This is a genomic window from Bradyrhizobium sp. CCBAU 11386 (genome assembly GCF_028128955.1).
Classification (GTDB): Bacteria; Pseudomonadota; Alphaproteobacteria; order Rhizobiales; family Xanthobacteraceae; genus Bradyrhizobium.
Map to the genome: position 1 here is coordinate 291,314 of NZ_LBKA01000260.1, position 19,440 is coordinate 310,753.

At 64.8% G+C, this 19,440-nt stretch carries 24 protein-coding genes; 9 read left to right on the plus strand and 15 right to left on the minus strand.

The window, feature by feature from the left end:
* Nucleotides 1-103: 103 nt before the first annotated feature.
* Both XI09_RS43320 and XI09_RS43325 read right to left on the minus strand, forming a co-directional pair.
* The gene (locus XI09_RS43320) at nt 104-1,477 is read right to left on the minus strand and encodes a PleD family two-component system response regulator (protein ID WP_271572403.1); all 1,374 of its coding nucleotides are present in this window, start codon (nt 1,475-1,477) and stop codon (nt 104-106) included.
* 14 nt (nt 1,478-1,491) lie between these two features.
* Nucleotides 1,492-1,857 (minus strand): response regulator, encoded by a 366-nt coding sequence (locus tag XI09_RS43325; protein WP_027547216.1) that lies wholly within the window; start codon nt 1,855-1,857, stop codon nt 1,492-1,494.
* A gap of 237 nt (nt 1,858-2,094) precedes the next feature.
* Here XI09_RS43325 and XI09_RS43330 point away from each other — a divergent pair, with 237 nt between their 5' ends.
* On the plus strand, nt 2,095-2,406 hold the full coding sequence (locus tag XI09_RS43330) for a DUF3572 domain-containing protein (RefSeq protein WP_271572404.1): 312 nt from the start codon (nt 2,095-2,097) through the stop codon (nt 2,404-2,406).
* Nucleotides 2,403-3,707 (plus strand): DNA polymerase IV, encoded by a 1,305-nt coding sequence (locus tag XI09_RS43335; RefSeq protein ID WP_271572405.1) that lies wholly within the window; start codon nt 2,403-2,405, stop codon nt 3,705-3,707. Before XI09_RS43330 ends, XI09_RS43335 begins: the two co-directional genes overlap by 4 nt.
* 16 nt (nt 3,708-3,723) lie before the next feature.
* Here XI09_RS43335 and XI09_RS43340 read toward each other — a convergent pair whose 3' ends face one another.
* Nucleotides 3,724-3,879: a hypothetical protein gene (locus XI09_RS43340; protein ID WP_201760246.1), complete on the minus strand. Its 156-nt coding sequence runs from the start codon at nt 3,877-3,879 to the stop codon at nt 3,724-3,726.
* Between the two features lie 199 nt (nt 3,880-4,078).
* Here XI09_RS43340 and XI09_RS43345 point away from each other — a divergent pair, with 199 nt between their 5' ends.
* Nucleotides 4,079-4,486 carry an ACT domain-containing protein gene (locus XI09_RS43345; protein ID WP_271572406.1) on the plus strand — a complete coding sequence of 136 codons (408 nt, stop codon included), beginning with the start codon at nt 4,079-4,081 and terminating at the stop codon, nt 4,484-4,486.
* Nucleotides 4,487-4,554: 68 nt separating this feature from the next.
* Nucleotides 4,555-4,965 (plus strand): nuclear transport factor 2 family protein, encoded by a 411-nt coding sequence (locus XI09_RS43350; RefSeq protein ID WP_271572407.1) that lies wholly within the window; start codon nt 4,555-4,557, stop codon nt 4,963-4,965.
* On the opposite strand, the gene XI09_RS43355 is transcribed toward XI09_RS43350, so the two are convergent.
* The 3 genes from XI09_RS43355 to XI09_RS43365 form a co-directional block, all read right to left on the minus strand.
* Nucleotides 4,942-5,382 carry a MerR family transcriptional regulator gene (locus tag XI09_RS43355; RefSeq protein ID WP_271572408.1) on the minus strand — a complete coding sequence of 147 codons (441 nt, stop codon included), beginning with the start codon at nt 5,380-5,382 and terminating at the stop codon, nt 4,942-4,944. The genes XI09_RS43350 and XI09_RS43355 overlap by 24 nt on opposite strands.
* Nucleotides 5,383-5,440: 58 nt before the next feature.
* Nucleotides 5,441-5,842: a RidA family protein gene (locus tag XI09_RS43360; RefSeq protein ID WP_028171561.1), complete on the minus strand. Its 402-nt coding sequence runs from the start codon at nt 5,840-5,842 to the stop codon at nt 5,441-5,443.
* A gap of 273 nt (nt 5,843-6,115) precedes the next feature.
* Nucleotides 6,116-6,961 (minus strand): cell envelope integrity EipB family protein, encoded by an 846-nt coding sequence (locus XI09_RS43365; protein WP_271572409.1) that lies wholly within the window; start codon nt 6,959-6,961, stop codon nt 6,116-6,118.
* A gap of 246 nt (nt 6,962-7,207) precedes the next feature.
* On the opposite strand from XI09_RS43365, the gene XI09_RS43370 reads away from it, so the two are divergent.
* The 4 genes from XI09_RS43370 (at nt 7,208) to XI09_RS43385 (ending at nt 10,239) form a co-directional block, all read left to right on the plus strand.
* Nucleotides 7,208-7,675, plus strand: coding sequence for a RidA family protein (locus XI09_RS43370; RefSeq protein WP_271572410.1), 468 nt, complete (start codon nt 7,208-7,210; stop codon nt 7,673-7,675).
* A gap of 10 nt (nt 7,676-7,685) precedes the next feature.
* On the plus strand, nt 7,686-8,432 hold the full coding sequence (locus tag XI09_RS43375; RefSeq protein WP_271572411.1) for a glycerophosphodiester phosphodiesterase: 747 nt from the start codon (nt 7,686-7,688) through the stop codon (nt 8,430-8,432).
* A gap of 77 nt (nt 8,433-8,509) precedes the next feature.
* Entirely contained in the window at nt 8,510-9,751 is a 1,242-nt protein-coding gene (locus XI09_RS43380; RefSeq protein WP_271572412.1) for a GNAT family N-acetyltransferase, read from the plus strand.
* Between the two features lie 59 nt (nt 9,752-9,810).
* On the plus strand, nt 9,811-10,239 hold the full coding sequence (locus XI09_RS43385) for an HIT family protein (RefSeq protein ID WP_271572413.1): 429 nt from the start codon (nt 9,811-9,813) through the stop codon (nt 10,237-10,239).
* A 119-nt stretch (nt 10,240-10,358) separates the two neighbouring features.
* Here the strand turns inward: XI09_RS43385 and tsaA are convergent, their stop codons facing one another.
* The 4 genes from tsaA to XI09_RS43405 form a co-directional block, all read right to left on the minus strand.
* The gene (gene tsaA / locus XI09_RS43390; protein ID WP_271572414.1) at nt 10,359-10,850 is read right to left on the minus strand and encodes a tRNA (N6-threonylcarbamoyladenosine(37)-N6)-methyltransferase TrmO; all 492 of its coding nucleotides are present in this window, start codon (nt 10,848-10,850) and stop codon (nt 10,359-10,361) included.
* Nucleotides 10,851-10,881: 31 nt separating this feature from the next.
* Nucleotides 10,882-11,232 (minus strand): AzlD domain-containing protein, encoded by a 351-nt coding sequence (locus XI09_RS43395; protein ID WP_027548116.1) that lies wholly within the window; start codon nt 11,230-11,232, stop codon nt 10,882-10,884.
* Nucleotides 11,229-11,969, minus strand: a complete 741-nt coding sequence (locus XI09_RS43400) for an AzlC family ABC transporter permease (RefSeq protein WP_271572451.1) — start codon at nt 11,967-11,969, stop codon at nt 11,229-11,231. Before XI09_RS43400 ends, XI09_RS43395 begins: the two co-directional genes overlap by 4 nt.
* Before the next feature lie 229 nt (nt 11,970-12,198).
* Nucleotides 12,199-13,221 carry a lytic transglycosylase domain-containing protein gene (locus tag XI09_RS43405; RefSeq protein WP_271572415.1) on the minus strand — a complete coding sequence of 341 codons (1,023 nt, stop codon included), beginning with the start codon at nt 13,219-13,221 and terminating at the stop codon, nt 12,199-12,201.
* Nucleotides 13,222-13,260: 39 nt separating this feature from the next.
* On the opposite strand from XI09_RS43405, the gene XI09_RS43410 reads away from it, so the two are divergent.
* Complete coding sequence (locus XI09_RS43410; RefSeq protein ID WP_271572416.1) at nt 13,261-14,277, plus strand: TRAP transporter substrate-binding protein; 1,017 nt, start codon at nt 13,261-13,263, stop codon at nt 14,275-14,277.
* A 70-nt stretch (nt 14,278-14,347) separates the two neighbouring features.
* On the opposite strand, the gene XI09_RS43415 is transcribed toward XI09_RS43410, so the two are convergent.
* From XI09_RS43415 to XI09_RS43435, 5 genes are read right to left on the minus strand one after another with little or no spacing between them, the layout of a single operon-like run.
* Complete coding sequence (locus XI09_RS43415) at nt 14,348-14,548, minus strand: hypothetical protein (RefSeq protein ID WP_011087899.1); 201 nt, start codon at nt 14,546-14,548, stop codon at nt 14,348-14,350.
* 44 nt (nt 14,549-14,592) lie between these two features.
* Entirely contained in the window at nt 14,593-14,835 is a 243-nt protein-coding gene (locus XI09_RS43420; RefSeq protein WP_271572417.1) for a hypothetical protein, read from the minus strand.
* Nucleotides 14,836-14,895: 60 nt separating this feature from the next.
* Complete coding sequence (locus tag XI09_RS43425; RefSeq protein WP_271572418.1) at nt 14,896-16,194, minus strand: glycoside hydrolase family 130 protein; 1,299 nt, start codon at nt 16,192-16,194, stop codon at nt 14,896-14,898.
* Nucleotides 16,195-16,228: 34 nt separating this feature from the next.
* Complete coding sequence (locus tag XI09_RS43430; protein WP_271572419.1) at nt 16,229-18,514, minus strand: glycosyltransferase family 4 protein; 2,286 nt, start codon at nt 18,512-18,514, stop codon at nt 16,229-16,231.
* Nucleotides 18,511-19,437, minus strand: a complete 927-nt coding sequence (locus XI09_RS43435; protein WP_271572420.1) for a class I mannose-6-phosphate isomerase — start codon at nt 19,435-19,437, stop codon at nt 18,511-18,513. The genes XI09_RS43430 and XI09_RS43435 overlap by 4 nt, the downstream gene beginning before the upstream one ends.
* Between the last annotated feature and the right edge of the window lie 3 nt (nt 19,438-19,440).

The window sequence follows — 19,440 nt, forward strand, 5'->3', positions numbered from 1 at the left end:
GCCCGACGAGTCAAACCGCCTTGCCACCCGCGTAAGCCCTTGATCCGACTAGCGCCGGCTACTGTGCATGGGGTTGTTTTCGCACATTTTGCGCGAGCCGCCCTCACGCCGCTTGCGACACCACGCGGTTGCGGCCGTCGTGCTTGGCGCGATAGAGCGCAGTGTCGGCGCGCTTGAGGACGTCGGCGACCGCCTCGCCCTTCTGCTCCAGCGTGGTCAGCCCGATCGAGATCGTGACCTCGATGCGCTTGGTGCCCTTGTGGATCGCGATCGGCTCGCCCGCGATCGAGCGGCGCAGGCGTTCGGCGACCATGCCGGCGACGTGGAGATCGGTCTCCGGCATCACGATGACGAACTCCTCGCCGCCGTAGCGGCAGGCCAGATCAATGCCGCGGATCGACTTGCGCACCCGCACCGCGAATTCGCGCAGCACGTCGTCGCCGGCATCGTGGCCGTAATTGTCGTTGATCGACTTGAAATAGTCGATGTCCAGGATCATCAGCGCCAGGGGCTTGCCGCGGGTTGCGGCCTGCTCGGCGAGGGTCGCGAGATGACTCTCCATGTAGCGGCGATTGTGCAGGCCGGTGAGCGCATCCGTGATCGCCATCTCGATCGAGTTCTGCACGTTGTCGCGCAGGTGATCGGTGTAGCGGCGGCGGCGGATCTGGGTGCGGGCACGCGCCAGCAGCTCGGTCTTGTCGATCGGGCGCAGCAGATAGTCGTTGACGCCGATCTCGAGGCCGCGGAGCAGCCGCGTCGAGTTCTCGGGGTCCGCGATCGCCAGGATCGGCACATGGCGCGTGCGCTCCAGCGAGCGCGCCTGGCTGCAGAGCCTGAGGCCATCGAAATTGTTGAGGTCGAGCGAGACGATCAGCAGGTCGTAATTGCCCTCGGCTGCGTGGAACAGCGCTTCCGTCGGGTTCGGCTCGACATCGACGGTGTGCTCGGCCGCGAGCAGGCTCGCCAGCCGCTCAAAGGAGGACTGGCGGTCGTCGACCAGCAGGATACGGCCGCCCTTGCCGGTGTCGGCGACCGCAGTGCGCTCCGGCGCCTGCATGCCGATCTCGAGCGAGGTGATGGCGCGCATGCGCAGCTCGTCGGTCATCATCTTCAGCCGCGTCAGCGAGCGCACGCGCGCGATCAGCACGACGTCGGAGACGGGTTTGGTGAGGAAATCGTCGGCGCCGGCCTCGAGCCCGCGGTTGCGGTCGGACGGGCTGTCGAGCGCCGTCACCATCACGACGGGGATGTGGTGCGTGGCCGGATCGGTCTTCAGGCGGCGGCAGACCTCGAAGCCGTCCATGTCAGGCATCATCACGTCGAGCAGGATGATGTCGCATTCGGCGCGGCGGGAGATCGCCAGCGCCTCGGTGCCGTTCGAGGCGGTCATCACGTCGAAATATTCGGCGGACAGGCGGGCTTCGAGGAGTTTGACGTTGGCAGGAACGTCATCGACAACCAGGATACGCGCGGACACTTTGAACTCACTTCCTATCCGATAAAACGCCGGACCGTCTCAATGAACTTGCCGACCGAGATCGGCTTGGACAAATAGGCTTCGCAGCCGCCCTCGCGGATGCGCTCTTCGTCGCCCTTCATCGCGAACGCCGTAACCGCGACGACGGGAATGGCGCGCAGCTCCGGATCGTCCTTGATCCAGCGCGTCACCTCCAGGCCCGAGACCTGCGGCAGTTGGATATCCATCAGCACGAGGTCGGGCCGCATCTTCCGAACGAGATCCAGCGCCTCGTAGCCGTTGCTGGTGCCCGTGGTCTGGTAGCCGTGCGCCTCCAACAGGTCGCGGAAGAGCTTCATGTTGAGCTCGTTGTCTTCCACGATCAGGACGGTCTTAGCCATCCCGTCCTCCTGATTGGCACGAAGCCCGATACATGTGACGCCTCAGGCGCCGCTCCCCGGCGCTTCGAAAACTGGATTCAAACTAGCCTCAGATTCGCTCTAGTTTCGTTAAACCCGAGGGGCCACTTTCTGCGATGTGGTTTCCAGTTGCTTGTCGGGGGTCGCAAGACTCAGGCGCGAGACTCGGGCATATTCCAAAGTAGACACTGAAAGTTAACGGAAAGGCAAACCGGGCCCTTGAAAAAGCCTGTTCACAACCCCCGCGAAGTCGCTGAAATCGTTGCGATTCAGGCATTGTCCTTTGTCGCGGGCGAGCCCGAGCGGCTGGGCCTGTTCCTGGCCGAGACAGGTGTCGGCCCGGAGACCCTGCGGAACGCGGCCTCGGACCCGAATTTCCTCCTCAGCGTCCTCGATTTCGTGCTGCGCGATGACGCGACCGTGAAGGCATTTGCCACGGCCTCGGAGCTGCAGCCGACCAACGTTGCCGCAGCGCGGCAGGTGCTGGGCGACGCGCTCGGCGACCGGACCTGGGAGCGCGACGTGCCGTGAGCGTCCTGGAGGCAGCCGGGCCCCGCTGCTTCTGCCGGGATTGCCTGGCCGATCTGGACATCGGTTTGCAGAATTTGGGCGTGCGGCGCTGCTCGGCTTGCGGTTCCCCCCGCCTCGTCCGCCACCGCGCGCTTTCGAGCCTGACCATCGCCCATATCGACTGTGACGCCTTCTACGCCACGGTCGAGAAGCGCGACAATCCTGACATCGCCGACAAGCCCGTCATCATCGGCGGGGGCAAGCGCGGCGTCGTGTCGGCCGCCTGCTACATCGCGCGCACCTATGGTGTCCGCTCGGCGATGCCGATGTTCAAGGCGCTGGAAGCCTGCCCGCACGCGATCGTGATCCGACCCGACATGGCGAAATATGTCCGCGTCGGCCGCGAGGTGCGCCAGGCCATGCAGGCGCTGACGCCGCTGGTCGAGCCGCTCTCGATCGACGAGGCCTTCCTCGACCTCTCCGGCACCGAGCGGGTTCACGGCATGATCCCGGCAAAGGTGCTGGCGCGGTTTGCCCGCAACGTCGAACGCGACATCGGCATCAGCGTTTCGGTCGGCCTGTCCTGCAACAAGTTCCTCGCCAAGATCGCCTCCGATCTCGACAAGCCGCGCGGCTTTGCCGCACTCGATCAGGAGGAAGCGCGTTCGATGCTGGCTTCGAGGCCGGTCGGCTTCATCTTCGGCGTGGGCCCTGCGACGCAGCAACGTCTGGTGCAGCGCGGCTTCCGCATCATCGCCGACCTTCAGAAGGCCGACGAGATCGAGATGATGCGGCAATTTCCGAGCGACGGCCGCCGGCTGTGGCGGCTTGCCCGCGGCATCGACGACCGTCGCGTCGAGCCCGATCGCGGCGCCAAGACGATCTCCAGCGAGACCACCTTCGAAACCGACATCCGCGATTTCGCGACGCTGGAGAAGATTCTCTGGCGCCTCTGCGAGAAGACGTCGTCGCGGCTGAAGAGCAGCGAGCTCGCCGGCTCGACCGTCACGCTGAAGCTGAAGACCTCCGACTTCCGCCAGCGCACGCGCTCGCAGTCGATCGCAGCGCCAACGCAGCTCGCCGCAAAGATCTTTTCGATCTGCCGCGAGATGCTGGCCAAGGAGATCGACGGCACCGCCTTCCGCCTGATGGGAGCCGGCGTTAGCGCGCTGCGCGAAGGCTCGCCCGCCGACGACACCGACATGCTCGACCGCCGCGCCGCCCATGCCGAACGCGCCGTCGACAGCCTGCGCAAGAAGTTCGGCAGCGCCGCGGTGATCCGCGGCATTGCGTATGAGGGGCCGGAGAAGGAGCGGGAGTGATCGCGTCCTGCTCAACTCAGTCGCGTTCGAAGATCCGTGCACCCGGATAGACGCGCCTGGCATACTGAACGACCAACTGCCGATCCTGAGTTTCCAGGAACGGAGTTCGGATCTGACAAGACCCGATAATGAGGTGCCACAAGCCGTTGAGCTTTCGAATGACGACGTTCATTTGAGCCTCCTCGCAGTGACCCGAGTGGACTCAAATTGTAAGAATCTCCCGCCGTCGCTCAATTGTACCAGCGTAAGGTCAGCGTATGAGAAGGATTAAAAGAGATATACAAAGGTATGTTGGCCATGGCTCCAACAGCTTCCGGCATCGTTAGCTTCGCAAGGGATCAAACGATCCCGCCCGCCCAGGGGCTGGCACCGTGACAGACGAACGCGACCTCAACGCGCTGTTGAGAAATATGAAGCCGGAAATGCAGCCCGGCACGTTCGTGTTCTGCACGATCCCACCCGGCGAACGCATTCCCGCGACAGTCGATCCGCTGCTGACGTTCCGCGAGCAGGAAGGAACGACGCTGGTGATCCTGCGCGAAGAAGCCGAGGCGTCAGGCTTACGCCACGCGTTTGCCTCGCGCCTGATCACGCTGACGGTTCACTCCGCGCTCGATGCGGTAGGCTTTCTGACGGCCATCACGGCGCGACTGGCCGAAGCCGGCATCAGCGTGAATGCCGTTTCGGCGTTCCATCACGATCATCTTTTCGTGCCTGCCGACAGGGCCGATGAAGCGATGGCTCTCTTGCATGACGGGTTCAGTCCGAAACAGGGTTGATTGAGCTTGATCTAGAGCATGCTCTAGCCTGTAAAGAGATGGCTGGCCTCGATTCAAGGAGACAGCCCATGACAGTGACCGACAACAAGGCGCTCATTCAGGACATCATGGATGCGCGCGCACGCCGAGACCCCAACCCGTTCATCGCCGCGATGGCAGATGACTTCGTCTGGCGGATCACCGGCTCGACGGCCTGGTCCGGCGAGTATGTCGGCAAGGCCGACGTGCTGGAGCGCCTGATGAAGCCTCTCCACCGACAATTCACCGCTCCCACCAGCCTCACGGCATCCCGCATCATTGCTGAAGGCGATTACGTCGTCGCCGAGTGCCGGGGCAATGCGACGACGCTTACCGGCGAGCTCTACGCCAACACCTACTGCTTCGTCATTCGCATGGCGGACGGAAAACTGCGCGAGCTAACCGAGTACATGGACACCGCATTGGTCGAGAGAGTGCTAAGGCCGCCCGGCAGCCAATGAGGCCGGCGCGGCCTTGAGGCGTCCATGCGGCGACACGGCGGGTCTTTCACCACCGGCGATCCATTCCTCATAGAATTCGACCTTGGCTTCGATGAGCGCCAAAGCCTGCGACCACCGGTGGATGTTGTCCTGCACGCGCTGCTGGTGGGCTGCGAGCAGCGCGTGACGCTCGTTCAGCGTTGCTTCGCCGCGTTTCGCAAGCGCCGCATATTCGCGCATCTGCTTGACCGACATGCCGGTGCCGCGCAGGCGCTCCATCAGGTCCAACCAGCCGACGTGAAAATCGCTGTAGACGCGCCGTCCACCGCGATCCCTGACAACGCCGGGGATCAGGCCCTGAGCTTCATACCAACGGATGGTGTGAATACTGCGGCCCGTTCGGCTGGCGACCTCTCCGATGCGAAGCTCCCGCGACATGGTCTTCCCTCTCGTTCGAAACCACCTCGCAGGGCTCAACCCATTCTGCGAGGTCTCCTCAATCCGCGACCGCCACCGCCTCGATCTCGATCAGCCATTCCGGCGCGGCGAGCGCGGAGACGCCGACGAGGGTGGAGGCCGGCGGCTCCATGCCTTCGAAGAAGGCCGAGCGGGCCTTGCCGATGATCGGGCGCAGCTCCGGCTTGTAGTTCACCACGAAGGTCGTGATCTTGACGATGTTGGCGTAGCTCGCGCCGGCCGCCTTCAGCGCCAGGCCGAGATTCTGCATCACTTGCGTCGTCTGCGCGGCGATATCGCCCTCGCCGACGATCCGCCCCTCCTCGTCGGTCGACACCTGGCCCGAGATGTAGATCGTCCGCGCGCCCGTGGCGGTGACGACGTGGGAATAAGCGGGATTGTGATGCAGGCCGCTGGGGCGGAGATGGTCGAGCTTGGGCATGGTGCTTGCCTCCCGGAGTTTGTGGTTGGGAGGGAGCGTAGCTGGAGAGCGCGCTGAGGGCTAGCCCGTCATTGCGAGGAGCTCTTGCGACGAAGCAATCCAGAATCTTTGCTCGGAGAGATTCTGGATTGCTTCGCTGCGCTCGCAATGACGACACCGAGTGAGAGCCAACAAACAACTCTCGCCGTCATTCCGGGGCGGTCCGCAGGACCGAACCCGGAATCTCGAGATTCCGGGTTCTCGCTTCGCGAGCCCCGGAATGACGATCGACGCTCAATTACAGGGCTTGCTGTCCTTCACGTCGAACTTGCCCATCGCGCCGGAGATGACGAAATCATTGTAATCGAGCACGAGCTGGCGCGAGACGCCGTTCTCGTAGAGCTCGAACGCCATTGCGTAGATCGGCGTCTGCTCGCCCTCCTTCTGCTGGGCGTCGCGGTCGAAATAGCTGACCGTGACGGGCCAGCGCTTCAGCGATTTCATGTGCTCGTCCGTGGTCGACGGATCGGTCGAGGTGGTACGGTCGGCAGGGATCGGCTGGCCGATCACGGTCAGCGTGTTGTAGACCTTCTGGCCGTCGTCGGAGCCGTCATAGACGGACAGCTCCAGCAGCGACTTGCCGTCCCTGGCGGCGGCGATGATGCGCTGGATCTGCTCGGTCGGGAACACGATCCTGCCGTCGAGCGTAAAGCTCTTCGGCGCCGGCAGCTTCAGCTTGACGTTGATGTGGTCGCCGTCGCGCTCCGCCGAACCGTCGACCCGGCCGGCGTCGGCCTCATTCATCCGCGTCTCGATCTTGAAGCGGTAGCTCTTGCCCGCGGCATCCTCCCAGGAATTGGAACGAAGGTCGCTGAGCGTGACCTTGCCCTCACCGCTGTCGAGCTCGGAGACCTGGCGGAATTCGGAGGTGTATCCCTCGCAGGAGCTTCCGGTGAAATTGTAGAGGATGCGGCCGCGCGCGCTGTTGACCGAATTGGAGCGCGATTTGACGAGGCTGAGGTCATAGAGCGCCTGATGCGCGAGGAACGGACCATTGGCGGCCAGCGCCCCGCCGCATGGGCCACAAGCGGCCGCTGCGAGCGCCATCACACCGAGCAAAGTCCGGAAAAGGTGCATCATGTCTGTTCCTTGAAGATGCGTCCTTGGGGACAGCAGATTCGACATTTTAATGACCGTTCCATTGCGTCGCAACTGAGGCCGTTTCACGTAAAGTTGCGGCCCCCGCCCTGAACCTCCTGCCCTGCCTCAACAAAATGCAGCCCGCCGGGGTTGCTTGCATGTGGCGGCACGATGGGCGAAACAGGACGCACCCGGCCACCAATGGGACGCGCCGGGGTGGATGATTTTTGGACAACGAGGTCGAAGATGGCGGGCACGGTCGAGCAGAAGCTGGCGGAACAGGGCATCAAGCTGCACGAGGCCCCCACCCCCGTAGCCAACTACGTGCCGTTGGTGCGCACCGGCAATCTGCTGTTCGTCTCCGGCCAGGTCTGCTTCGATCCCGCCGGCAAGCTGATCGCCAAGGGCAAGCTGGGTGCCGGCGTCTCGATCGAAGAAGGCGCCGCGGCGGCGCGCGGCTGCGCCGTCAACCTGCTCGCCCAGGTCAAGGCGGCGCTCGGCGATCTCGACAAGGTCGCGCGCGTGGTACGCCTCGGCGGCTTCATCAACTCGGCGCCGGACTTCCTGGACGGGCCGAAGGTGCTCAACGGCGCCTCCGACCTGATGGTCGCTGCCTTCGGTGACAAGGGCCGCCACGCCCGCACCACCGTCGGCGTCGCCTCGCTGCCCGCGGATGCGGCGGTGGAGGTCGAGGGCGTGTTCGAGGTCGCCTGAGGCCAGCATCGTGCGCGCCCCTGATTGGCTGACAGCCCGGCCGGTCGCCCATCGCGGCCTGCACGACATTTCCCGCGGTATCGTCGAGAACATGCCGGGCGCGGTCCAGGCTGCGATCGCAGGCAATTTCTCGATCGAGGTCGACATCCAGCTCTCCGCCGACGGCGAGGCCATGGTGCATCACGACCATGCGCTCGGCCGCCTCACCGAGGCCACCGGCGAGGTGGTCGAGAAGACCGCGGCGGAGCTGAGGGCGGTCAGGTTCAAGGACACGGACGAGCGGATGATGTCGCTGTCCGACCTCTGCGCCATGGTCGCCGGCCGGGTGCCGCTGGTGATCGAGGTGAAGAGCCATTTTGGCGGCGACCGCAAGCTGGTGAAGCGGATGGCCGAGGTGCTGGCGTCCTATCAGGGCCCCGCGGTCGGCATGTCCTTCGATCCCGACCAAGTGCTGGCACTGCGCGAGCTGCTCCCCTCCCGCCCGCGCGGCATCGTCGCGCAGCGCAGCTATGAGGACGAGTACTGGGCCAAGCTCACCGAGGCGCAGCGCGACGGCATGCTGTACCTGCGCCACGGCTTCCAGACTCAGCCGCACTTCGTCGCCTTCAAGGTCGACCACCTCCCGGCCCCCGCCCCCTGGATCGCCCGCAATGTATTCGGCTGCGCCCTGCTCGGCTGGACCGTCCGCACGCCCGAGCAGCGGACCCGGGCCGGGCAGTATGCGGACCAGATGATCTTTGAGGGGTTCGTGCCGTAGGGCCAGGACGACTCGGGCGTCTGCACCTCAGTTCCCGCCTCTTGAAGTCGCTGCTGCAATGCACGATCTTGGACGCGATGGCATCATCCGAAATCACGCTCGAGGCCGTACCGTCCATTGGCGAAGTGTCGCCCGAAGATTGGGACGCCTGCGCAAATCCCGGCAAGGCTTGCAACGGGCATGGCATGGGATCCTCATCCGGGCTCCCAGGCGATTCGGCCGGTCTCTTAAAGCCTGCCTATAACCCGTTCGTCTCGCACGCGTTTCTCTCCGCCGTCGAGAAATCGGGTTCAGCGACCATCCGCACCGGATGGGGACCCCGGCATCTCGTCGCCAAGATCGACGGCCGCGTTGCCGGCGTCGTGCCCTGCTATCTGAAATCGCATTCTCAAGGCGAATACGTCTTCGATCGCGGCTGGGCTGACGCCTATGAGCGTGCTGGCGGGCGCTATTATCCGAAGCTTCAGGTCTCGGTTCCCTTCACGCCGGCGACCGGGCCGCGGCTGCTGGTCCGCGACGGCGTCGACCGCGAGCGCATCACGGAGGCGCTGGCGAGCGGGCTGGTGGCGCTGTGCGGCGTCAGCAAGGCCTCCTCGGTGCACGTGACCTTCGCGCGGGAGGCGGAGTGGAAGCTGCTCGCCGGCCACGGCTTCCTCCAGCGCACCGACCAGCAGTTCCACTGGCACAACGAGGGGTTTGCGAGCTTCGACGATTTCCTCGCCACCCTAAACTCGCGCCACCGCAAATCGATCAAGCGTGAACGCCGCGACGCGCTCGCGTCCGGCGTCACCATCCACTGGCTCACCGGAAAAGACATCACCGAGGAGGCCTGGGACGCCTTCTTCGAATTCTACATGGAGACCGGCTCGCGCAAATGGGGCCGTCCGTATCTGACGCGCGCGTTCTTCTCGTTGGTCGGCGAGACCATGAGCGAGGATGTGCTGCTGGTGATGGCCCGCCGCAACGATCGCTGGATTGCGGGCGCGATCAACTTCATCGGCTCGGACACGCTGTTCGGCCGCAACTGGGGCGCGGTCGAGCATCATCCGTTCCTGCATTTCGAGGTCTGCTACTATCAGGCGATCGACTTCGCGATCAAACACGGCCTCCGGAATGTCGAAGCCGGCGCGCAAGGCGAGCACAAGATCGCGCGCGGCTACCTGCCGAAGACGACCTATTCCGCCCACTTCATCGCCGATCCGGGCCTGCGCCGCGCCATCGACGACTATCTCAAGCGTGAGCGCGCCTATGTCGCCGAGGCCGGACAGGAGCTGGCCGAGCTCGGCCCGTTCCGGAAAGGCGCCGACGAGGCGCCTTGACGGTTCGCCGTGGCTGGTGGCAGTAAGCGCAAAATTCCGAGGAGCGCCGAGGAGCTGATATGACTGCCTACGACCCCAACAACATCTTCGCAAAGATCCTGCGCGGCGAGTTTCCCTGCCACAAGGTCTACGAGGACGAGCACGTCTTCGCCTTCCTCGACATCATGCCGCGCGTGCCGGGCCATACGCTGGTGATCCCGAAGGCCCCTGCCCGCAACATCCTCGACGTCAAGCCCGACGACTACGCCCATGTCGCCCGCGGCGCGCACAGAATCGCCGCTGCCGCGATGAAGGCGTTCAAGGCCGACGGCATCACCGTGCAGCAGTTCAACGAGCCGGCCGGAGGACAGGTGGTGTTTCACCTGCACATGCACGTCTTGCCGCGCCACGACGGCGTGCAAATGCTGCCGCCCGCGAGCCGCAAGGAAGACGTCAAGGTGCTGGAAGAGAACGCGACCAGGCTGATCGCGGCGCTGAAGGCGGGCTGACTGTCTCCACATCGTCATTGCGAGCGAAGCGAAGCAATCCAGACTGCTCCCGCAGAGGCAGTCTGGATTGCTTCGTCGCAAGAGCTCCTCGCAATGACGGGGTTGGAGCGGAGCGCCCCTTACTCCGTCTGGAAATCCCCGGCTTGCGGCGCGGCCAGTGGCGTGAACTCGCAGCGGTCGGGCTTGATGTCGATCAGCGGCGTGTTGTCGAGACAATCGAGCCCGCGCACCAGAATGGCATTGCCCTCGATGCCGACCAGCTTGACGATTGAGGTGCCGATCGGGTTGGGCCTGACCGGCGAGCGCAGCGAGAACGTGCCGCGGGTCTTCTCGTTGTTCTTCGGGCTTTGCAGGACAATGTCGCGGCGCGACTTGTCGAGCCAGTAGAGCACTTCGAGATTGCTGTAGAAATCGACGCCCTTGATGGCCGGTACGAACGGCTCGAAGATCTCGAGGCGGCAGATCGGGCCGTCGTGCCGCCCCTGCCGCGGCGTCTCCAGCCGCGACGTCCAGGGCGTGCGGATGCGGCCAATGAAGACGAGACCGGCATCCGCCGTCGACGGCAGCTCGATGGCGACCTCGCCCTCGCGGAGCTCGTTTTCGCGAACCATACTTCCTGTTCCTTGCTGTTCGCCGGCGGTTTTAGCCCAACCACCACTTGCCGGCCAGCATGAAGACTTCGCCGGCGACCACGCCTGCAAAAATCGAGCGGCGCGTCAGCAGGAAGACGACGAGGCCGGCGCCGACCGCACCATAGCGCAGGACATCGGGCACGCTTGCCAACGCGCCCGGCGGCTCGACCACGATCTGGGCGATGACGCCGGCCAGGATGGCGGTGGCGACCGCCCTCACCCAGACCAGCAGCTCGGAACCCTCGTCGATGCCGCCGCCGAACCACAGGCCCAGCATGCGCCAGATCTGGTTGGGAACGACGCCGGCGACGAACAAGACTGCGAGCGCATGCCAGTCGCCGATGAGCTGGGCGAAACTCATGCGCGCACCTCCCGCCACCAATGCACGCCGTAGGCGATCGTGCCCGCCACCACGCCGCTGACGAGGATGTCGAGGCCGGAGTTCATCTTCGCCGCCAGCGGATAGAGCAGAATCCCGAGCGCCAGCGCGACCACGTCGGCGACCTCGCGGCTGTTGCGCGCGGTCGAGAACAGGAAGGACAGCGGGGTCAGCAGCAGGATCGCCGCTCCAAGCGTCTGCGTCAGGTTGGCAGCGAGGAAATAGCCGACCGTGTTGGCGGTGAGGCATACAGAGACGAGACCACAGCCGAGCCCATGGACGAAGGCGATGCGCCGCTCGCGCGGCACCTGCGGCAGGAAGCGGTGGCATTCGACCCACAGCGTCACGGCGGTGAGATGCGCGGCGAAGACCAGTTCGCGCCGTTTCGTCGTCGGCGTGCGCATCAGCGGCAGCACCGAGACCACCATCGGAAACAGGCGAATGGCGCTGACGGTCACTGCGATCGCCGACTGGATCACGGTCGCGCCCGAGCCGAGCGTCGTGATCAGGATGATCTGCGCCGGGCCTGCCCAGACGAACAGCGTCGAGCAGAGCGCCCAGAGCAGGCTGAAATGGCTGTCGTGGGCGAGCGCGCCGATGCCGAGATAGGTCACGAACAACACGATGGTGAGGATCGTCTGCGTGATCGAGCGCAGCCCCCACGCAAAGGCGCGCCAGGGACTTTGCCATTGAGATGAATCGAGCGGAGGAAGCGCCACGGGACGGCCGGCCTGGGTGAGGAATCGTGCCGGCATAACGGGCAACGCGGGCGGTCGCGTCAAGGAAGGGCGCGGCGGGGCTGGCATGCGCGCGGCCAACACCCTCGCCGTCATTCCGGGGCGCTCCCTCTTGGGCGCGAGCCCGGAATCCATCAGGCCGCAGAGATTGTTGAGCAATGGATTCCGGGGTCGCGCCAAGAGGCGCGCCCCGGAATGACGAGTGGGGCCCCTACCCGCTCGCCCCCCTATTCTTCAGCACGAAGCAGGCGCCGCCGGCCTTGCGGATGCGGTTGCACAGATCATCCGCCTCGCTGCGTGTATCGGCGCCGATGCGCACCTGGTAGAACGCGCGCGTGCCGCGGCTGCGCATCACCGAACTCAGCAGGCTCGGATCGCGCTCGCCGATCACGGCGGTCAGCCGCGTGACGGCGCGGGAATACATCGCCAATGCCCTGTTGCGGTCGAAGCCGGCGGCGAGCTGCACGCCCCAGATCTTCGCGGCGGCCAGCTGCACATGCTGCTCGAGCTCGGCGACGAACGGATTCGGCGCGCGCTTCAACAGGGCCATGAGATCACGACAGCTCGTCGGCGGTGCGCTCGGCGGCCCCTTGCCGGCGCTGCCGGCCTTCGCCCAGGCCTCCACCGACGCGCCGGTGATGGCATAGACGTAATTGCGGGTCTGCTCCGGCATCGGGCCGGTGCCGGCGAGCCATTCCTGCACGCGACGCGGTCCGGCATTGTAGGCGGCTGCCGCAAGCCCGAGATTGCCGAACTGATTGCGCAGCTCGTTGAGGAATTCGGCGGACTTCGGCAAGGCCTGAACCGGGTTGAAGGGATCGAGCAGCCCGCGCTCGCTCGCGGTGCCCGGCATGAACTGCGCGATCCCCTGCGCATGCTCGCCGCTGCGCGTCATGGGCCCCACCGCATCGGTCTGGAAACGGCTCTCCTGCCAGATCACGCGGGCGAAGAATTCGAGCGGCAGATTGGCGTCCCGCGCGGCCGCCTCGACGATCAGGCAGATCGATTCCCGCGTGTCGCTCTCGCGCGCATCCGCGGCCTTTTGCGGCGGCGTCGCCAGCTCCTCGACGCTCGGCACCGCGACGTTGGTCCTCGCGGGCGAGCCGTCCCATGCCGCGACCTCTGTCGCAGAGGCCAGCAGTGCGGCAACGACGAGTGATGCAATTTGCGCCAACACTGCCCACGCATCGCTGTGGCGCGCGCCGGCGCGGCATGCGACAAGATGATCCGCCATGTTGTGGCATCGTGCCATGGTTTGACGAGTTGCCAATATATGCTGCCTGACCTGCTTCTCCCAATGCGCTCCCCCTCCAGACGGATCCGCGCGATCCTTGCCCTCGCCGCCCTGGTCCTGTCCGCCGCGCCGGCCCTGGCGCAGGTCAGCTGGCGGATGACCACGGAATATCCGCAAAACAACATTTCCGGGATCGGGCTCACCACTTTCGCCGATCGGGTGGCGGCGCGCACAAACGGTTTCGTGACCGTGGCTAGTGCCTTCGACAACGAACTCAAGATCAACTCGGGCGAGATGCCGCGCGCGGCGCTGGACGGCCGGATCGCAGGCGGCGATGCCTTTGCGGGCGCGCTGTCCGGCCTCGACCCGGTGCTCGGGCTTTCGACCCTGCCCTTCCTGGTGCGATCGGTCGACGTCGCCCGCGCCGCCAATGCGCGGGCACGTCCACTCTACGAAAAGGCGTTCGCCGCCCGCGGTCTCAAGCTGCTCTATCTGACGATCTGGCCGGCGACCGGCCTCTGGTCGGATCATGCGCTCGCAGGCGCCGACGATCTGCCAAAGCTGAACTTGCGGGCCTATGATGCCAATTCCAGCGCGGTGATGCGCACGGCCGGGGCCAATGCGCAGTTCCTACCGATGGACGCGGCGCTTGCCGGCCTCAGGGAACATCGGCTGAATGCGTTCCTCACCTCCGGCGACGGCGGTGCGGGACGCAAGCTCTGGGACTTCCTGCCGCATTTCACCGCCATCAACTACGCGATGCCCGTCTCGATCGCCTTCGTCCGCAGCGAGGCGTTCGCCGCGCTGTCCGAGCCGATGCAGCGCGAGGTGATGGCCGCCGCAGCCGAGACCGAGCAGAGCCAGTTCGCGCTGCTGGCCCATCGCACGGCCGAGAATTATGCACGCATGCGCGACAACGGTGTCAACATCGCCGAGCCCGCGCCGCCGTCCCTCGTCACTGCACTCCGCAACGCCGCGACGGACGCGATCGCCGCCTGGGAGACCCAGGCCGGCGCGGATGCGGCGGTGATCGTCGAATGGGCAAGACAGCAATAAGGGGAACGGTGGCGGCCATCGGCATACCGCGGCTCACCTGCGATGACCGCAGGCCTCGACTGTCGCTGCCTCAGTTTTTGACGGGCACCAGGCTTTCGCCGCTGATGGCGCGGTCGAGGGCGTCGATCAGCGCCTGAATCTCGACGAACTTGTTGCGCGCCCGCTCGGCCGTATCGCGCACGAAGGGAGCGGCCAGCACTTTCGCATGCGCGTCTCTGTCCTCGATCATGCGATCGCGGGCCTTCTTCAGGGTTTCAAGTCGTTCGCTCATGTAGGCTCCTCTGCAAAATATCTTCGCGATCGCAACCAGGGACTTTAGTCGAAGCCCGCCGGAAGCTTGCCTTTCCGGAAAAACACCGTCGGCTCATCGTCATAGTCACCCATTTCGGCATCGCCGCTGGACGAGAACGCAACGACGCCGAGCTTGCTCAAGGCCAGTCTCTCCGCCGTTCGCAGCGCGCCGCTTTCCGATTTGCAGACGATCGGAGAGTCGGCCTTGAGATTCTCGCCCTTGCCGGCGTTGAACGCCTGCACGACGTAGGTTGTTTGGCGGACCATGACGGCTCCTCTGACCCTGTTGGCAAACGGAATTGACGTCAACGACTGCGGACGCCGCGCTCAGCGTCGCATCGCATCCATGAGCGCGGAAATCCTGATCGTCGCGAAACTGGAGAAAGTGTCCGACACGGCATATGGCAGAATGATCTGGTCATTGTGCCTCATCGCGCCGCAGGTATAGACGACGTTGGGGACATACCCTTCGCGCTCGGACGGTTCGGGCCGCAACAGCGGCTCGCTCGAACGCGCCAGCACCCTGGATGGGTCGCGCTTGTCGAGCAGCGCCGCCCCGATCGAATATTTCCGGATGGGGCCGACACCGTGCGTCAGCAGCAGCCAGCCTTCGTCGAGTTCGATCGGCGACCCACAATTGCCGATCTGGACGAACTCCCAGGGAAACTGCGGTTTCAGAAGGGCCCGGCCGCCTTCCCATGTGGAGAGGTCGTCCGAATAGACCAGATACAGGTTCTCATTGTCCTGTCGCGCGATCATGGCATAGCTACCATCGATCTTGCGTGGGAACAGCGCCATGCCCTTGTTGTGTGCCGCAGCCCCCCGCAAAGGCGTCAGTCGAAACGACATGAAATCGCTGGTCTCGATCAATTCGGACCGGATCGCCCGCCCGCTGTAGGCCGTGTAGGTCGCGTAGTAGGTCTTGTGATCGCCGTCGCTGAATTGGACAAAGCGCGCATCCTCAATGCCGTTCGATTGGGATTCGGTCACGGGAAAGATGACACGCTCGCTGAGATCTTCCTCGGGCCTGAACATGAGTTCGACCCGGTCGCCGTCCGGGCCGGATGCGCGATGGCTGATCCGCGGGACCGAGGCAAGGCGCGCCGTCGGATCGACGGCGAGGCTCCCGTCAGCCGCGATCGTTCCGGTTCGAAACGTCAGGGACGACACATGCCCCTCGCCGATGGCCCGGAGACTGATGATGAAGCGTTTGCCCCCCTCCGGGCTACCTGATTGATCAGGGTGCGGCACGATGCTCGGATTGAACAAGGCAGAGGCCTCGAACGAATACTCGCTGAGAAAATAGGCGCCGATCAGCTGGCGCTGGGTTTTCGAGAAGATGCCATGCGTTGCGAAAGCATCCTCCATATCGTCGGCGCGGGCCTCGAACCTCTCCAGGAGGTTGCGATGGCGGCCCTCGAAATTGTCCAGGACGTCCGCGAGTTGAGCCGCAACGGCATCCGAACTGAGTGCGAGAACCCGCTCGACGATATGATTTGCGCGCAGCTTGTCGGTCGGATTGAGATCGCGCGGTTCGGTCGCCGGCTTGAACGGCCGCACGATGACCCGCGCGGGATCGGGACGCAGATGAAGCCCCTGCCGGTTCAGGAAGGAAGATTGTGACACGGTATCCTCGGCTCGCTGGGTGAGAAGGTGAAGTTCAGGCGCCCACGGCGCGCAACGCTATGGGCCTCGTCAGGCTCGTGGTGACGCGTGCAAGCTGGCGCATCTCGGCAAGGCCGAGGAGATAGCAAACCACGGACTCGCCCCCGCGGTTTTCGTTGGCGCGATCGGGATGCAGGCCATCGCGGCAACTGCCGGTGAGCGGATCGACCAGCGCCACCGAGAGATCATTGCTGCCGAGAAACCAGGCGAAGGCCCGCGCTGCCATGGCTTTCCATTCGGCATCGCCATCCGCGCGCCACGCCGTGAGGCAGGCCGCAATCGTCGCCGTTGCTTCCACCGGCTGCTGATCGAAGGCACGGGGATGTTGCCGCTGCTCGCCGAATCCGGCGGTGCCGACCGGCCGGAATTGACCTGCCGCGGTCGTTTGTTGCGTCATGAGCCAGCGCAGCGACCGCAATCCGGCATCGAGATATTGAGGCGCTTGCGTCGCCATGCCCGCGAGCATCAGGGCCTGCGGCAATCGCGCATTGTCATAGGCCAGCCCTTCCTCGAACCACACCCAGTCCGGCGTCTCCACCGACGCCAGACAGGACATCAACCTGTCGGCGAGGGAATGCCGGACCTCCCTGGCGCGAAGATCGTCCGGCGCCACGGCGCAGTATGCGTCCAGACCCAGCAGCATGAATGCCCACGCGCGGGGCGAGCGAAAGCTCTCCGCGATCGACAATGCCTGCGCGAACAAGGCTGCAGCCCACAGACGCCGCGCCGGGCTCGCGTCCGTGCGCGCCGCCTCACCCAAGGCCCATAGCGTTCGCCCGTGACTGTCTTCGGAGCCCCTGTCTTCAAGCCAGGTGCGATTGAAGCCCATGAAGTTGCGAAATTGCCCGGTGTCGGGGTTCCACGCATGCTGCACGAAGGCGGCAAAGCGGGCCGTCAAGACCTCCGACAGGGGTTGCTCGCCCGGATTGTTGAGGGCGCAGGCCAGCAGCAACGCTCGGGCATTGTCGTCGACGCAATAGCCGTGCGCGCGATCGGGCACCGAGTGCACCGCATGCTGGAACAGGCCGACATCGTCGCACATCGACAGGAAGTGGCCGATCTGCATATCCGGCGGCGCAGGGCCACGCAGCCCCGGCGAGCCCATATCGGAGCGCGCAAACACCTTGGGCCGGTGACCTTGCCGTGCCGTCTCGAAGACCGACATGTAACGCTCGGCCGTGCATTCCCACGTCATCATTCGGCTCGCGGAATAGGCGCGCCGGGACATCGCCTGCCGTCGCACGTCGTCGGTGAGCAATTTTGCGATCTCGCTGCCGATAGCGGCGGCATCGCCGAACGGCACCAGAACTCCGCATCCCTCAGTGAGCAGCTCGCGGGCGTGCCAGTAAGGCGTCGAAACCACCGGCTTCCCCAGTCCAAAGCTGTAGGCCAGGGTCCCCGACGTCATCTGGGCCTCGTTGAGATAGGGCGTGACATAGACGTCGCACATCGAAATGAATTCGAGCAACGTGGCCAGATCGACGAACCGATCGAGGAACACCACATGATCGTGGATGCCAAGTTCACGCACCCGCGCCATCAGGCCCTCGCGATAGGCCTCGCCCTGGTTTCGAACCAGATTCGGGTGCGTTGCGCCGAGCACGACGTACACTGCGTCCGCGCTGCGCTTCAGGATCGATGGCATGGCGTCGATCATGACCTCGATGCCCTTGTTGGGTGATAGCAGGCCGAAGGTCAGAACGACCGACTTTCCCGCAAATCCGAGCCTGGCCTTCGCTGCATCGGACCCGACGAAGGCGACATCGGGAATGCCGTGCGCAATCACCTCGATCTTGTCGTCCGGCACCAGGTAGACGTCGCGCAACAGCTCCCGGCCCTTGTTGGCCATCACGACGACCTTCGACGATGCGTCGACGATACGCTCCACGACGGCGCGTTGCTTGGCCGTCGGACTGGCCAGCACCGTATGGAACGTCGTCACGACCGGCATGGTGAGGCGCGACAACAGCACCAGGATATGGGCCCCGGCTTCGCCGCCGAAAATCCCGAATTCGTGCTGGAGGCACACGATATCGAACTGGCCGGCATTGAGGAAATCCGCGGCGCGCATGTAGTCGTCGATATGGCCGTCCTTGATCTGGAAGGCGACCGCCGGAGGATAGTCATAGGCCTGACCGGGATCGGTCATCGCCACGATGCTGGTCTCCAGATCCGCGCGCGACATCGATATCGCCTTCTGCAAGTCGGTCGTGAACGTTGCAATTCCGCATCGGCGCGGCAGCGAGTTGCCGATGACGGCGATACGGTGGAGTGGCGTCATGTCGGTACCTCGATGATTTCACTTGATGTCGGCGCGTGGGCGGCGGCGGAATTTTTCGTCAGTCCCGTGCAATCCTGCAGCAAGGATGCGATGGGATCCGGTCCCGGATAGGCGAGCAGCATGCTCATCCCGCCCGCGCCAACGTCGATGCCGGCACTATCGGCTTCGATGAAGATTGCCTCTCCGACGGACGCATTCGCCCGTCCGATGCGCCCCTTCCCGTCGATCACGAGGAGCCAGGCTTCCCGATCGGTATCGAGCTCCCAATGCGAATTGGCGTGAAGATCGACCCGCTCAAGCACGAAAGGCGGACTCGAGACGAGAACCAGTCGCGCATCGGTGAGGCGCCGCGGAGGCAATTGCGCTGGCGACGGCCCGGCATCGGAGGCGGCCACAGCGCTGTCCTCATGCAGCACGCGCTGCCGGCCAAAATCAAACAGGCGGAATGTCGTATCGCTGCGCTGCTGGATCTCGGCAAGCACGATATTGGCGCCGATGGCGTGGATCGTGCCGCCGGGAACGAGAATGACGTCGCCTTGCGCGACAGGACGCCATTGCACATGACCCGCAATCGAGCCGTCCCTGATCGCCGCGCGTAACGCCTGCGGCGTGAGGTTCCGCTTCAGCCCCAGCGCAACCCGCGCGCCCAGCGGCGCCGACAGGATGTACCACGCCTCGGTCTTCCCGTTCGGCAAGCCGATGGCGTGCGCGAGTTCGTCATTCGGGTGAACCTGGATCGACAAGGGCTGGCTGGTGAACAGCAGCTTCAGCAGGAGTGCCGGGCTGGCCGCACGCTCGTCCATACGCCCAAACCACAATTCGCCGACCGGATCAGCGGAAGCGTCGATGCTGCTCCAGGGACGCAGATCGACGCGGCCCCAGGGTTTGCGGGCGATCTCTACGGAGGCATGCTCGATGGTCATCTC

Coding starts and splice junctions, on each gene's coding strand:
- XI09_RS43435 (WP_271572420.1), bottom strand. CDS start 19,437: ATGACCATCGAGCATGCCTCCGTAGAGATCGCCCGCAAACCCTGGGGC.
- XI09_RS43360 (WP_028171561.1), bottom strand. CDS start 5,842: ATGCCCAAGCTCGACCATCTCCGCCCCAGCGGCCTGCATCACAATCCC.
- XI09_RS43365 (WP_271572409.1), bottom strand. CDS start 6,961: ATGATGCACCTTTTCCGGACTTTGCTCGGTGTGATGGCGCTCGCAGCG.
- tsaA (WP_271572414.1), bottom strand. CDS start 10,850: ATGGTTCGCGAAAACGAGCTCCGCGAGGGCGAGGTCGCCATCGAGCTG.
- XI09_RS43415 (WP_011087899.1), bottom strand. CDS start 14,548: ATGAGCGAACGACTTGAAACCCTGAAGAAGGCCCGCGATCGCATGATC.
- XI09_RS43430 (WP_271572419.1), bottom strand. CDS start 18,514: ATGACGCCACTCCACCGTATCGCCGTCATCGGCAACTCGCTGCCGCGC.
- XI09_RS43405 (WP_271572415.1), bottom strand. CDS start 13,221: ATGGCGGATCATCTTGTCGCATGCCGCGCCGGCGCGCGCCACAGCGAT.
- XI09_RS43350 (WP_271572407.1), top strand. CDS start 4,555: ATGACAGTGACCGACAACAAGGCGCTCATTCAGGACATCATGGATGCG.
- XI09_RS43370 (WP_271572410.1), top strand. CDS start 7,208: ATGGCGGGCACGGTCGAGCAGAAGCTGGCGGAACAGGGCATCAAGCTG.
- XI09_RS43420 (WP_271572417.1), bottom strand. CDS start 14,835: ATGGTCCGCCAAACAACCTACGTCGTGCAGGCGTTCAACGCCGGCAAG.
- XI09_RS43355 (WP_271572408.1), bottom strand. CDS start 5,382: ATGTCGCGGGAGCTTCGCATCGGAGAGGTCGCCAGCCGAACGGGCCGC.
- XI09_RS43385 (WP_271572413.1), top strand. CDS start 9,811: ATGACTGCCTACGACCCCAACAACATCTTCGCAAAGATCCTGCGCGGC.
- XI09_RS43340 (WP_201760246.1), bottom strand. CDS start 3,879: ATGAACGTCGTCATTCGAAAGCTCAACGGCTTGTGGCACCTCATTATC.
- XI09_RS43410 (WP_271572416.1), top strand. CDS start 13,261: ATGCTGCCTGACCTGCTTCTCCCAATGCGCTCCCCCTCCAGACGGATC.
- XI09_RS43395 (WP_027548116.1), bottom strand. CDS start 11,232: ATGAGTTTCGCCCAGCTCATCGGCGACTGGCATGCGCTCGCAGTCTTG.
- XI09_RS43325 (WP_027547216.1), bottom strand. CDS start 1,857: ATGGCTAAGACCGTCCTGATCGTGGAAGACAACGAGCTCAACATGAAG.
- XI09_RS43380 (WP_271572412.1), top strand. CDS start 8,510: ATGGCATCATCCGAAATCACGCTCGAGGCCGTACCGTCCATTGGCGAA.